The 12,633-nt window shown below is 61.8% G+C and carries 11 protein-coding genes and 6 pseudogenes; 4 read left to right on the top strand and 13 right to left on the bottom strand.

Features of this window, described 5'->3' with window-relative positions:
* Window positions 1-129: 129 nt before the first annotated feature.
* Entirely contained in the window at window positions 130-975 is an 846-nt protein-coding gene (locus ACY4LX_RS08765; RefSeq protein WP_149657138.1) for an AAA family ATPase, read from the top strand.
* A gap of 13 nt (window positions 976-988) precedes the next feature.
* Complete coding sequence (locus tag ACY4LX_RS08760; protein ID WP_054049045.1) at window positions 989-2,167, top strand: vWA domain-containing protein; 1,179 nt, start codon at window positions 989-991, stop codon at window positions 2,165-2,167.
* Window positions 2,168-2,217: 50 nt separating this feature from the next.
* Here the strand turns inward: ACY4LX_RS08760 and ACY4LX_RS08755 are convergent.
* The 10 genes and pseudogenes from ACY4LX_RS08755 to ACY4LX_RS08710 all read right to left on the bottom strand — a co-directional run.
* Window positions 2,218-2,298: pseudogene (locus tag ACY4LX_RS08755) on the bottom strand (hypothetical protein); the annotation flags it as partial.
* Between the two features lie 134 nt (window positions 2,299-2,432).
* Window positions 2,433-2,492, bottom strand: a pseudogene (locus ACY4LX_RS08750) (hypothetical protein); the annotation flags it as partial.
* A gap of 131 nt (window positions 2,493-2,623) precedes the next feature.
* A pseudogene (locus ACY4LX_RS08745) lies at window positions 2,624-2,704 on the bottom strand (hypothetical protein); the annotation flags it as partial.
* A gap of 122 nt (window positions 2,705-2,826) precedes the next feature.
* Window positions 2,827-2,907: pseudogene (locus ACY4LX_RS08740) on the bottom strand (hypothetical protein); the annotation flags it as partial.
* A gap of 122 nt (window positions 2,908-3,029) precedes the next feature.
* Window positions 3,030-3,110: pseudogene (locus ACY4LX_RS08735) on the bottom strand (hypothetical protein); the annotation flags it as partial.
* Window positions 3,111-3,232: 122 nt separating this feature from the next.
* A pseudogene (locus tag ACY4LX_RS08730) lies at window positions 3,233-3,313 on the bottom strand (hypothetical protein); the annotation flags it as partial.
* 108 nt (window positions 3,314-3,421) lie between these two features.
* Window positions 3,422-4,348, bottom strand: coding sequence for a 5-oxoprolinase subunit C family protein (locus ACY4LX_RS08725; RefSeq protein ID WP_463259689.1), 927 nt, complete (start codon window positions 4,346-4,348; stop codon window positions 3,422-3,424).
* Window positions 4,345-5,049, bottom strand: coding sequence for a 5-oxoprolinase subunit B family protein (locus ACY4LX_RS08720; RefSeq protein WP_149657140.1), 705 nt, complete (start codon window positions 5,047-5,049; stop codon window positions 4,345-4,347). Before ACY4LX_RS08720 ends, ACY4LX_RS08725 begins: the two co-directional genes overlap by 4 nt.
* Window positions 5,046-5,798, bottom strand: a complete 753-nt coding sequence (locus ACY4LX_RS08715; protein WP_463259688.1) for a 5-oxoprolinase subunit PxpA — start codon at window positions 5,796-5,798, stop codon at window positions 5,046-5,048. The genes ACY4LX_RS08720 and ACY4LX_RS08715 overlap by 4 nt, the downstream gene beginning before the upstream one ends.
* A gap of 75 nt (window positions 5,799-5,873) precedes the next feature.
* Window positions 5,874-7,160 (bottom strand): MFS transporter, encoded by a 1,287-nt coding sequence (locus tag ACY4LX_RS08710; RefSeq protein ID WP_463259687.1) that lies wholly within the window; start codon window positions 7,158-7,160, stop codon window positions 5,874-5,876.
* A 147-nt stretch (window positions 7,161-7,307) separates the two neighbouring features.
* Here ACY4LX_RS08710 and ACY4LX_RS08705 point away from each other — a divergent pair, with 147 nt between their 5' ends.
* Window positions 7,308-8,219 carry a LysR family transcriptional regulator gene (locus ACY4LX_RS08705; protein ID WP_463259686.1) on the top strand — a complete coding sequence of 304 codons (912 nt, stop codon included), beginning with the start codon at window positions 7,308-7,310 and terminating at the stop codon, window positions 8,217-8,219.
* 126 nt (window positions 8,220-8,345) lie between these two features.
* On the opposite strand, the gene ACY4LX_RS08700 is transcribed toward ACY4LX_RS08705, so the two are convergent.
* Genes ACY4LX_RS08700 through ACY4LX_RS08690 form a run of 3 tightly spaced genes read right to left on the bottom strand, consistent with a single transcriptional unit; the run spans window position 8,346 to window position 10,206 of the window.
* Window positions 8,346-8,888, bottom strand: coding sequence for a DUF2937 family protein (locus tag ACY4LX_RS08700; RefSeq protein ID WP_133839262.1), 543 nt, complete (start codon window positions 8,886-8,888; stop codon window positions 8,346-8,348).
* Between the two features lie 11 nt (window positions 8,889-8,899).
* Window positions 8,900-9,676 (bottom strand): class II glutamine amidotransferase, encoded by a 777-nt coding sequence (locus tag ACY4LX_RS08695; protein WP_149657144.1) that lies wholly within the window; start codon window positions 9,674-9,676, stop codon window positions 8,900-8,902.
* Window positions 9,677-9,708: 32 nt separating this feature from the next.
* The gene (locus tag ACY4LX_RS08690; RefSeq protein ID WP_149657145.1) at window positions 9,709-10,206 is read right to left on the bottom strand and encodes an MFS transporter; all 498 of its coding nucleotides are present in this window, start codon (window positions 10,204-10,206) and stop codon (window positions 9,709-9,711) included.
* A gap of 335 nt (window positions 10,207-10,541) precedes the next feature.
* Between ACY4LX_RS08690 and ACY4LX_RS08685 the strand changes: the two genes are divergently transcribed.
* A complete protein-coding gene (locus tag ACY4LX_RS08685; RefSeq protein WP_463259685.1) occupies window positions 10,542-12,596 on the top strand; it encodes a S9 family peptidase in 2,055 nt (684 codons plus the stop codon).
* Window positions 12,597-12,633: the final 37 nt, after the last annotated feature.

Below are 12,633 nucleotides of genomic sequence, written 5' to 3'. Positions count from 1 at the left end.
CCCATTCAGAGACTGAATAACCCGTCTGCGTTCACAGTCGACCGGGCAGCGCGTTATAGTCGGGGCATCATAAATGTCGCGTCCCGCCCTGCCCCGTTCAGGCCGGCGTTACCGTTCGAGGATTAGCAGATGAAGTTCGAAGGCACCCAGGCCTACGTCGCCACCGATGACCTGAAGCTGGCGGTCAACGCCGCCATCACCCTGGAGCGTCCGCTGCTGGTCAAGGGCGAGCCGGGCACGGGCAAGACCATGCTCGCCGAGCAATTGGCCGAGTCCTTTGGCGCCCGGTTGATCACCTGGCACATCAAGTCCACCACCAAGGCGCATCAGGGCCTGTATGAGTACGACGCGGTCAGCCGCTTGCGCGATTCGCAACTGGGCACCGAGAAGGTCCACGACGTGCGCAACTACCTGAAGAAGGGCAAGTTGTGGGAAGCCTTCGAGTCCGAGGAGCGGGTGATCCTGCTGATTGACGAGATCGACAAGGCTGACATCGAGTTCCCGAACGACTTGCTGCAAGAACTCGACAAGATGGAGTTCTACGTTTACGAGATCGACGAGACCATCAAGGCCAAGGTTCGCCCGATCATCATCATCACTTCCAACAACGAGAAAGAGCTGCCAGACGCGTTCCTGCGCCGCTGCTTCTTCCACTACATCGCGTTCCCGGACCGCACCACGATGCAGCGCATCGTCGACGTGCATTACCCGAACATCAAGAAAGACCTGGTCAGCGAAGCGCTGGACGTGTTCTTCGACGTGCGCAAGGTGCCGGGCCTGAAGAAGAAGCCTTCGACCTCGGAACTGGTGGACTGGCTGAAACTGCTGATGGCCGACAACATCGGCGAAGCGGTGCTGCGCGAGCGCGATCCGACCAAGGCCATCCCGCCGCTGGCTGGAGCCCTGGTGAAGAACGAACAGGACGTGCAATTGCTTGAGCGCCTGGCGTTCATGAGCCGTCGCGGCACCCGCTAAGAGGCTGACCGCCATGCTGCTCAACCTGTTTAATGAAATGCGTGCCGCCAAGGTGCCGGTCTCGGTGCGCGAGTTGCTGGACCTGATCAACGCGCTGAAACAGCGCGTGGTCTTCGCCGACATGGACGAGTTTTATTACTTGGCCCGGGCGATCCTGGTGAAGGACGAAAAGCATTTCGACAAGTTCGACCGCGCCTTCGGTGCCTACTTCAATGGCCTGGAAAAACTCGACGATCACCTTCAGGCGTTGATCCCCGAAGACTGGCTGCGCAAGGAGTTCGAGCGCTCCCTGAGCGATGAAGAGCGCGCGCAAATCCAGTCCCTCGGCGGTCTGGACAAGCTGATCGAAGAGTTCAAGAAACGCCTGGAAGAACAGAAAGAACGCCACGCCGGCGGCAACAAGTGGATCGGCACCGGCGGCACCAGCCCGTTCGGTTCCGGCGGCTTCAACCCGGAAGGCATCCGGGTCGGCGATGCCGGCAAGCGTCAGGGCAAAGCGGTGAAAGTCTGGGACCAGCGCGAGTACAAGAACCTCGACGACTCGGTGGAACTGGGCACGCGCAACATCAAGGTCGCCCTGCGCCGGTTGCGCAAATTTGCGCGTCAGGGTGCGGCGGAAGAGCTGGACATCGATGGCACTATCGACCATACCGCCCGGGATGCTGGCCTGCTGAACATCCAGATGCGGCCGGAGCGGCGCAACACCGTCAAGCTGTTGCTGCTGTTCGACATCGGCGGCTCGATGGACGCCCACGTGAAGATTTGCGAAGAACTGTTCTCGGCCTGCAAGACCGAGTTCAAGCACTTGGAGTATTTCTACTTCCACAACTTCGTCTATGAATCGGTGTGGAAGAACAATATGCGCCGCACCTCCGAGCGCTTTTCGACCCAGGATTTGCTGCACAAATACGGCGCCGACTACAAGGTGATCTTCATCGGCGACGCCGCCATGGCGCCCTACGAAATCACCCAGGCTGGCGGCAGCGTCGAGCACTGGAACGAAGAGCCGGGCTATTTGTGGATGCAACGCTTCATGGAGAAGTACAAGAAGCTGATCTGGATTAACCCGTATCCAAAAGACACCTGGGGCTATACCTCGTCGACCAACATTGTTCGGGATTTGATTGAAGACCGGATGTACCCGCTGACGCTGCGTGGGTTGGAAGAAGGGATGCGGTTTCTTTCCAAGTAGCGTACCGATCGTTCCCACGCTCCCGCGTGGGAACGATCAGTGTGAAGCAAACCGCCAATGGTCTGCCGATCATTGAGCAACACAATCGGCTGCCCATCCGGCGGCACCTGCACCGCGCCCAGCGGGATGCCTTACCGATCGTTCCCACGCTCCCGCGTGGGAATGCCGCCCGGGACGCTCTGCGTCCCCTGTGACGCGGAGCGTCACTGGATGCATTCCCACGCAGAGCGTGGGAACGATCACTGTGAAGCAAACCGCCAATGGTCTGCCGATCATTGAGCAACACAATCGGCTGCCCATCCGGCGGCACCTGCACCGCGCCCAGCGGGATGCCTTACCGATCGTTCCCACGCTCCCGCGTGGGAATGCCGCCCGGGACGCTCTGCGTCCCCTGTGACGCGGAGCGTCACTGGATGCATTCCCACGCAGAGCGTGGGAACGATCACTGTGAAGCAAACCGCCAATGGTCTGCCGATCATTGAGCAACACAATCGGCTGCCCATCCGGCGGCACCTGCACCGCGCCCAGCGGGATGCCTTACCGATCGTTCCCACGCTCCCGCGTGGGAATGCCGCCCGGGACGCTCTGCGTCCCCTGTGACGCGGAGCGTCACTGGATGCATTCCCACGCAGAGCGTGGGAACGATTACTGTGAAGCAAACCGCCAATGGTCTGCCGATCATTGAGCAACACAATCGGCTGCCCATCCGGCGGCACCTGCACCGCGCCCAGCGGGATGCCTTACCGATCGTTCCCACGCTCCCGCGTGGGAATGCCGCCCGGGACGCTCTGCGTCCCCTGTGACGCGGAGCGTCACTGGATGCATTCCCACGCAGAGCGTGGGAACGATTACTGTGAAGCAAACCGCCAATGGTCTGCCGATCATTGAGCAGCACAATCGGCTGTCCATCCGGCGGCACCTGCACCGCGCCCAGCGGGATGCCTTACCGATCGTTCCCACGCTCCCGCGTGGGAATGCCGCCCGGGACGCTCTGCGTCCCCTGTGACGCGGAGCGTCACTGGATGCATTCCCACGCAGAGCGTGGGAACGATCACTGTGAAGCAAACCGCCAATGGTCTGCCGATCATTGAGCAGCACAATCGGCTGTCCATCCGGCGGCACCTGCACCGCGCCCAGCGGGATGCCTTACCGATCGTTCCCACGCTCCCGCGTGGGAATGCCGCCCGGGACGCTCTGCGTCCCCTGTGACGCGGAGCGTCACTGGATGCATTCCCACGCAGAGCGTGGGAACGATTACTGTGAAGCAAACCGCTGCAAATACCCGACCTGCTCCCGATGCGCCACGTCCTGCACCACCGGCCGCAACCTGACCTTCGCCCCCGGAAGACACTGCGCCAGCCGCGCCAAGGCCAACGGCGTCAACGCCCCCAAACGCGGATAACCGCCAATGGTCTGCCGATCATTGAGCAACACAATCGGCTGTCCATCCGGCGGCACCTGCACGGCGCCCAGCGGGATGCCTTCGGAGATCATCGGTTTGCCCTGGTATTCCAGCGGCGTGCCCAGCAGGCGAATGCCCATGCGGTCGGCACGACTGTCCAATTCCCAGACACTGTTGAACGCGTCGAACAGACTTTGCCCGCTGAACGCACCAATCTGCGCGCCGAGCACCAGGTCCAGCGGTGCATTGAGTTTGAAATCCGGGACATGCTCCTGCGGCAGTACGCGCAACAGGATTAACCCGCTGCCCGAATAGCTCAACGGCGCGTCCTTGGCCAACGGCCGGCCCATGCCATCAAGTCCACCAAGTTCTTCGCGAACCACCGTCGAACTGCTGCCCAACACCTTCGGCGCATCAAACCCGCCCGGCGCGGCGAGATAGGCCCGAGCGCCAAGCAGCGGTTGGGTGAATTGCAGTCGCTGACCTTTATGCAGCCTGAAACTGCGCCACGGCGCCAACGCCTCGCCATCCACTTGCGCGCCCAGATCCGCGCCGGCCAACGCCAATACACAATCCTCTTCGGCCACCACGCTAAGGCCACCGAGGGTGATTTCGATCACCGGTGCATCCAGCCCATTGCCGAGCAGCCAATTGGCCCACGACATCGACCGCCAATCCAGCCCGCCACCCTGGGTCACGCCCAGGTGCCGCACGCCGAATCGGCCGGCATCCTGCAACAGGCACAGCGGCGTACTCGCTTCAATTTTTAGACGGCTCATGCCTGGGCCTCCAGTGGCGTGTCGTCGCCGCCCAGGTTGATGAACTCGGCATGGCTGACGGCTTCGAAGCGCACCGTGTCGCCGGGCTGCATCAGGCTGTAGCCGTCCCGCTCGCGGTCGAACAGTTTGGCCGGGGTGCGGCCGATCAGGTTCCAGCCGCCAGGGGACACCACCGGGTAAGCCGCGGTTTGTCGCTCGGCAATGCCGACGCTGCCCGCCGCGACTTTCTTGCGCGGCGTGTTCAGGCGCGGTGCGGCGAGGATTTCCTCTACCAACCCCATGAAGGCAAACCCCGGGGCGAAGCCCAGTGCGAACACTTGGTACTCACGCTCGCTGTGGCAGCGGATCACCTCGTCCATCGCCAAGCCGCTGCGTTGAGACAACAGACTCAATTCGGGACCCACGCTCAAGTCATACCAGACCGGCAGCACATGGCATTTGCCACCGGCACTGGCATTGGGCGACAGATCGATCAACGCCTCAGCGATCAATTCCCGCGCCTGGGCCGGGCTCAGCGCGGTCAGGTCGTAATGCACCATCAATGTCGTGTAGGACGGCACCAGATCGATCAAATGCCCGGCAAACGCAGCGCGCAGACTTTCGCTGGCCGCGAGCATCCATGGCATGTTCGCTTCGGCGATTTCATCGAACAGGCGCACCATCAGGCAATCCAGCGCGACCACTTCCACCCGTGGTTTCATGACGCGCTCTGCTGGTTCAAGGCCTCACGGATACGGCGCACGGCCGCCACCGAACTGGCGTTGTCGCCGTGCACGCACAGGGTGTTGGCCCGCAAGTGCAAAGCGCTGCCGTCATTGGCCGTGAGGTGATCGCCACGGGCGATGATCAGCGCTTGTTCGATGATCTTCTCCGGATCGTGATGCACCGCCCCCGGCAATTGCCGCGAGACCAGCATCCCGGCGCTGTCGTAGGCGCGGTCGGCGAAGGCTTCGAACCACAGGGTCACGCCGTACTCATCGCCCAATTGCTGCGCGGCGCTGTTGTCGCGGGTGGCCATCAGCATCAGCGGCAAGGTGCGGTCATAGGCGGCCACAGCCTGGATCACCGCGCGCAATTGCGCCGGGTTGGCCATCATGTCGTTGTACATCGCGCCGTGGGGTTTGACGTAGCTGACCTTGCCGCCCTGGGCCCGGCAGATGCCGTCGAGGGCGCCGATCTGGTAATGCAGAATGTCTTGCAGTTCCTGGGCGGTGTAGGCCATGGAACGCCGGCCGAAGCCGACCAGGTCTTGATACGCCGGGTGCGCGCCGATCTGTACGCCATGGCTCAGGGCCAGGCTGACGGTCTTGCGCATGATGCTCGGGTCGCCGGCATGGAAGCCGCAGGCGATGTTGGCGCAATCAATGAAGGGCATGACCTCGGCGTCCAGACCCATGGTCCAGTTGCCGAAGCTTTCGCCGATGTCGCAGTTCAATAGCAGGCGGCTCACGGTGAACACTCCTGTAGGCATATTCTTTTTTAACTGCCGGGACATGCTTGTAAAACATGCCCGGCAGATTATCAGTTACTCGGCTTCAAGTTGCTTGCCACGGGTTTCCGGCAGGCTCAACGCCGCCAGGATCACCACGCCGTAGGACACCGCCGCAAACGCTCCGATGCCGACACTCAGCGGCACTTTCTGGCTGAGCAAACCGATAAACAGTGGAAACAACGCGGCCAGCGCCCGCCCGATGTTGTAGCAAAAGCCCTGGCCCGAGCCGCGAATCCGCGTCGGAAACAACTCGGTCAAAAACGCGCCCATGCCGCTGAAAATCCCCGAGGCAAAGAAGCCCAACGGGAAGCCCAGCCACAGCATCACGCCGTTACTGACCGGCAATTGGGTGTAGAGCAAGACGATGGTGAACGAGCCGACGGCGAACAGGATGAAGTTCTTCTTGCGCCCGAGGATGTCGGTCAAGTACGCGCTGATGACGTAACCGACGTAGGAACCGACGATCACCATCGCCAGATAACCGCCTGTGCCGAGTACGCTCAAGCCCCGTTCGTTCTTCAGAAAGGTCGGCAGCCAGGAGGTGATCGCGTAGTAACCACCCAGTGCGCCGGTGGTCAGCACCGAAGCGCGAATCGTGGTGAAGAGGATGCCAGGGGCGAAGATCTCGTAGAACTTGGCCGGGTTGTCCGGGGTTTGTTTGGCTTTGGCTTCGCGATAGATTTCCGGGTCCTTGACCAGGCGGCGGACGAAAATCACGAAAATCGCCGGGACGATGCCGAGAATGAACAAGGCGCGCCAGGCGTCTTCCGGCGGCAGTACCGAGAACAGCAGCGCATACAGAATCGCGGTCAGCCCCCAGCCCAGCGCCCAACCGGATTGCACCATACCCACCGCTTTGCCACGGTCCTTGGCGCGAATCACTTCACCCATCAACACCGCGCCAGCCGTCCACTCACCACCGAAACCGAAGCCCATCAAGGTGCGGCTGATCAGCAGCTGTTCGTAATTCTGGGCGAAGCCGCAGAGGAAGGTGAAGAACGCGAACCACAGCACGGTGAGTTGCAAGGTGCGCACCCGGCCGATGCGGTCGGAGAGAATCCCCGCGACCCAGCCGCCGATGGCCGAGGCGATCAGGGTGCTGGTGTGAATCAGCCCCGCTTCACCGGTGGTAATGCCCCACATGGCAATCAGGGTCGGCACCACGAAGCTGAGCATCTGGGTGTCCATGCCGTCCAGGCCATAGCCGATCTTGCAGCTCCAGAACGTGCGGCGTTCTTGTTTGTTGATGTTGCGATACCAGTCGAAAGGTCCGGGGCGAGCCGTGGCCTTGGGGATGGCTGTGGTGTCGGGCGCACTCATGGCGAATCTCCGTGCAAATTTTATTGGTATTGTTCGAAGCCCCGACGACGCCTATCGTGGGAACCGGATGGCCCGATTTTTGGGCGCCCGGCCCTGCTGCGTCCAACTAATAAAAACCCGGCCCAGGCATAAGAAAAAGTTGATCTTATGAATTTGAAGTTCCTCGAAACCTTCGTTTGGGTCGCGCGGCTGAAGAGTTTTCGCCTGACCGCGGACAAGCTCTTCACCACCCAGGCGTCGATTTCCAGCCGCATCGCCGTGCTCGAAAGCGAGCTGGGGGTAAAGCTGTTCCTGCGCGATTCCCGGGGCGTGAGCCTGACCCCGGAAGGCTTGAAAGTGCTCGAATACGCCGAGCAGATGATGGACACCATGCAGGCGCTCAAGCAGTCGATCGAGACCCGTTCGAGCAAGGTCGGGCGGGTGCGGATCGGGGTGATGGACACGGTGATTCACACCTGGCTCAGCCCGTTGGTGGCGCAGATGATGGATCACTATCCACTGGTGGAAATCGAGCTGGTGGCCGATACCTCGCTGAACCTCTGCGATCAGCTGCAAAAAGGCTTTCTCGACCTGATCCTGCAAACCGACCTGCTGCGCCAGGAAAGCGTTCGCAGCCTGGAACTGGCCAGCCACCCGATGGGCTGGATCGTGGCCAGCAACTCCATCTACAACCGCGAGTATTCAGGGGTTGCGGACCTGGCCCGCGAGCGGATCATTACCTACTCGAAAAACTCCCATCCGCACCAGGACATCCTGGCGTTGATGCAGGCCAATGGCGTGATGGCGCCACGGTTGAACTGCGTGAACTCGGTGTCGGCGATTACCCGGTTGCTGCGCGATGGCTTTGGTATCGGCGCGTTGCCACCGGTGCTGGTGGCCGAGGAGCTGGCCCGGGGGGAATTGACCTTGCTGGCCATTGATCAACGGCCACCGAACTTGCAAGTGGTGGTGTCGTGGCGGGTCGGGGTGGAATGGGTCGAGGAGATTGTGGCGTTGAGTCAGCAGGTGCTGGAGGGGTATGCGCGCAAGGTGGGTGAAAGCTACATCGTGCTGGCCTGACACACCGCTGCCCTCGTAGGAGCGAGGCTTGCCCGCGAAGGCGTCGTGTCAAACAACGTCGATGTCGACTGACACGATGCCTTCGCGGGCAAGCCTCGCTCCTACAGGGGGCAGTGATCTTTGGTTTTAGAGGCCGCGCACATCCCGATCTTCAATCGGACGGCTCTGGCGCAGGCGTTTGCCGCCCAGTACCACCCAGTCGATCAACCGGAACAGGCATTCAATGCCGAACGACAGCAGCAATGCGCCGCTCATGCCCCAGATCATCGCTTCCGGGGTCAGCAGGATCTGGTAGCTGTAGCCGTTCCAGGTTTCCTTGCGAATGTCCGGATCAGCCGCCAGTGCCACTTGCAGGAAGCGGATGTACCACGGGCCTTGCATCGCCATGTGCTGTTTATCGAGGGCGACCTGACGGGTGAGCAGGTTGCTCAGGCTGTCGGCATCGCTGCGAAAGATCGGGTCTTCGCTCGCCCGGTAATGCGCGACCAACGCCTGCATGTCGCCCTTGAAGAACTCATTGGCCGTGCCCTGGAAACCGCTCAACCCGGTCTGCGCCTCAATCAGGTGCGCTTCGATCCGCTTGGCGTAGTCGCTGATAAACCCCGGCACCTGGACACCGATCAACAGGCCCGCCGCAAACAACACCAGCCGTAGATAACTGAGCAACATGGGGTAAGTCCTTATTCGGTCTTGCCCTGGCTGACGCATTCACCGCGTCGCCAGAGGCTCCATTGGCCCGGTTCGTAGCGGGTCCAGGTTTCGTTTTCGGTCAAGGGTTCGGTGGCGATCACCGTGACCACGTCGTTGGGCGTGGTTTCGGCCTGGAAGTCGACGATCACATCGACGTCCTTCAGGCGCGCCGGGCCGAACGGGGCGCGGCGGGTGATTTGCGCCAGTTTGGTCGAGCAATAGCAGAACAGCCAGTCGCCGTCGCTGAGCAGGCAGTTGAACACGCCTTTGCTGCGGTATTCGGCGCAAGCCGCTACCAGGTCCGGCAGCAGTGCTTCGATTTCCACCGGTTCCGGGAACGCTGCGCGCACGCGGTTGAGCAAGTCACAGAACGCTGCTTCGCTGTCGGTATCGCCGACCGGGCGGTAGAAACTCTTGATCGGTTCAAAGTCCGCAAGCTGGCCGTTGTGGGCGAAACACCAGTTGCGCCCCCACAACTCGCGCACGAATGGGTGGGTGTTGGACAGGCAGACCTTGCCGACGTTGGCCTGGCGGATATGCCCGATCACCACTTCGCTCTTGATCGGGTAGCGCTGCACCAGGTTCGCGACCTCGGACTCGCAACTCGCCGCCGGGTCCTGGAACAGACGCAGGCCACGGCCTTCGTAGAAGGCGATGCCCCAACCGTCACGGTGCGGCCCGGTACGCCCGCCGCGCTGCATCAGCCCGGTGAAGCTGAACACGATATCGGTCGGGACATTGGCGCTCATGCCCAATAACTCACACATGCTCGGACTCTCGCTTCAATGCTGGGGCAAGGTTACAAACGCGGTTCGATGCGCGAACGCTGAGGGTTGTTCGGGATTGGTGGACGGCCGTAGCGATCATCCCCGGCGACGCCGAACGGTTGATCGTCTTCATAATCGTCAGGTTTGATCGCGGCTTTGGCAGCAGCGGCCTGTTCCTTGCGGGTTGCGGCGGCGCGTTCGATCGGCCAGCGGATCAGCACCAGAATCAGGTAGAGGCCGAAGGCGATCATGCCGTACATGAACAGATCGGAAATCGCGCGCCAGGCGTTGTTGCCCACTTTGAACGCCAGGTCCAGGGCGGTGATGGCGATGGCCGGAGCGACCTTTTCCTTCACCGGGTCGATGATGGTCGGGCTGAACAGCAACACCGCCATCAGCAGCCGCAGGGGTTCACGCAGGTAGCGCCACATCCAGCGGGTCAGGCGCATCCACACCAACAGGCAGCCTAAAGCGGCAAAGGCGTAGAGGCCCCAAGCGATCAGATAGTCGTTCTCGGTCATGGTGTCCATGGCAAGGCAGGCAAAGAGGCGCTTATAGTAACGACTTTTCGCGCGTCCGGCTTGTCCCAATGCCAGCCGGTCAAGACACAGAACCTGTGGGAGCGAGCTTGTGTGGCCAATGAGCTCGTATGGTCAATGAGCTTGTGTGGCGAGGGGGCTTGCCCCCGTTGGGTCGCGAAGCGGCCCCAAAACCTGAGATCGCGGTGCACCAGATACACCGCGTGCAATGGTTTTACGACTGCTGCGCAGCTGAACGGGGGTAAACCCCCTCGCCACAGGTCCGCACCCACCAGGTTCTGCAGCGCTGCGAAACCCTTATTCCGTACATTGTCCGAGAGCCCTTCATGCCCTTAACCGCCAACGTCACCCGCGCCCCGATTGCCCGCAAGGCCGATGGGGTTGACCCGTATGCCTGGCTCCAGGAGCGCGACACCGACGCGGTGCTCGACTACCTGAAGGCAGAAAACAGCTATCAAGAAGCACAAACCGCCGATCAGGCCGGATTGCGTGAAACCCTGTTCGAAGAGATCAAGGGCCGGATTCTGGAAACCGACCTGTCCCTGCCGTCGCCGTGGGGGCCGTTTTTGTATTACACCCGCACCACGGCCGGTGACGAATACGCTCGCCACTACCGCTGCCCGCGCCCGGCCGATGACAGCCTGCTGATCGACGAAAGCCAGGAGCAACTGCTGCTGGACCCGAACGCACTGGCCAACGGCGGCTTCTTCTCCCTCGGCGCCTTCAGCATCAGCCCGGACCACCAGCGCCTGGGCTACAGCCTCGACACCACGGGCGATGAGATTTACACGCTGTTCGTGAAGGAATTATCCAGCGGCCGTGTCAGCGAACTGGCGTTCGAGGACTGCGACGGCAGCATGACCTGGGCCAACGACAGCCTGACCCTGTTCTTCGGCGAACTGGACGACACCCATCGCCCGCACAAACTGATGCGCTATCGCCTGGACGGCACGGCGGCCGAAGAAGTGTTCCATGAGCCGGACGGCCGATTCTTCCTGCATTGCTACCGCTCCAGCTCCGAACAGCAACTGCTGCTGTCCCTGGGCAGCAAGACCACCAGCGAAGTCTGGGTGCTCGATGCGTTCCAGCCGCACCTGGCCTTTACCTGCCTGGCGCCACGGGTCGAAGACCACGAGTACGACGTCGATCACGGCGCCCTCGATGGCCAGTGGACGTGGTTCATCCGCAGCAATCGCGACGGCATCAACTTCGCCCTGTACACAGCCGCCGACACGGGCGTGGCGCCGACCGAGGCCGAGTGGCAGAACCTGATCCCCCACAGCGACACGGTGATGATCGAAGGCCTGAGCCTGAACGTCGAAGCCGTGACCCTGAGCCTGCGCGAAGGCGGCTTGCCGATCATCGAGGTGCGTCCACAAGGCCTGGCGCCTTATCGCGTGCAATTGCCGGACGCGGCCTACAGCCTGCATGTGCAAAACAGCCTGGAATTCGTCAGCGACCGGATCCGCCTGCGGTATGAGGCGTTGAACCGTCCGGCGCAGGTGCGTCAGCTGGACCTGGCCACCGGCGAGCAGAAAGTGCTCAAGGAAACCCCGGTGCTCGGCCCGTTCGACGCCGATGCCTATGTCAGCCAGCGCCTGTGGGCGACCGCGCCGGACGGGACACAAGTGCCGATCAGCCTGGTGGTCAAACGCGAAGTACTCGGCAAACCGACGCCACTTTATCTGTACGGCTACGGCGCCTATGGCGAAAGCCTCGACCCGTGGTTCTCCCATGCGCGCCTGAGCCTGCTGGATCGCGGCGTCGCCTTCGCCATCGCCCATGTGCGCGGCGGCGGTGAATTGGGCGAAGCCTGGTACCGCGCCGGCAAGCAGGAACACAAGCACAACACCTTCAGCGACTTCATCGCCTGCGCCGAGCATCTGATCGCCAATGGCTTCACCACTTCGCAGCAATTGGCGATCAGCGGTGGCAGCGCCGGGGGTTTGTTGATCGGCGCGGTGCTTAATCAGCGTCCAGAGCTGTTCGCGGCGGCGATTGCCGAGGTGCCGTTCGTCGATGTGCTCAACACCATGCTCGACCCGGACCTGCCACTGACCGTCACCGAATACGACGAATGGGGCAACCCGGAAGAGCCGGACGTCTATGATCGGATCAAGGCCTACGCCCCGTACGAAAACGTCACCGCCCAGGCGTATCCAGCGACGCTGGTGATCGCCGGCTACAACGACAGTCGCGTGCAGTATTGGGAAGCGGCCAAGTGGGTGGCGAAATTGCGCGCGACCAAAACCGACGACAACCCGCTGCTGCTCAAGACCGAACTGGGCGCCGGGCATGGCGGGATGAGCGGGCGTTACCAGGGATTACGTGACGTAGCCCTCGAATACGCATTTGTTTTCCAGGTTTTGGGCATTGCCTGAGGAACTTGGCTCGGCGTTCCGGTCTTAAACCTCATAC

The organism is Pseudomonas sp. Emmai (genome assembly GCF_055179735.1).
The sequence above is the reverse complement of the archived record's forward strand: the minus strand, read 5'-3'. Positions and strand labels throughout refer to the sequence as shown.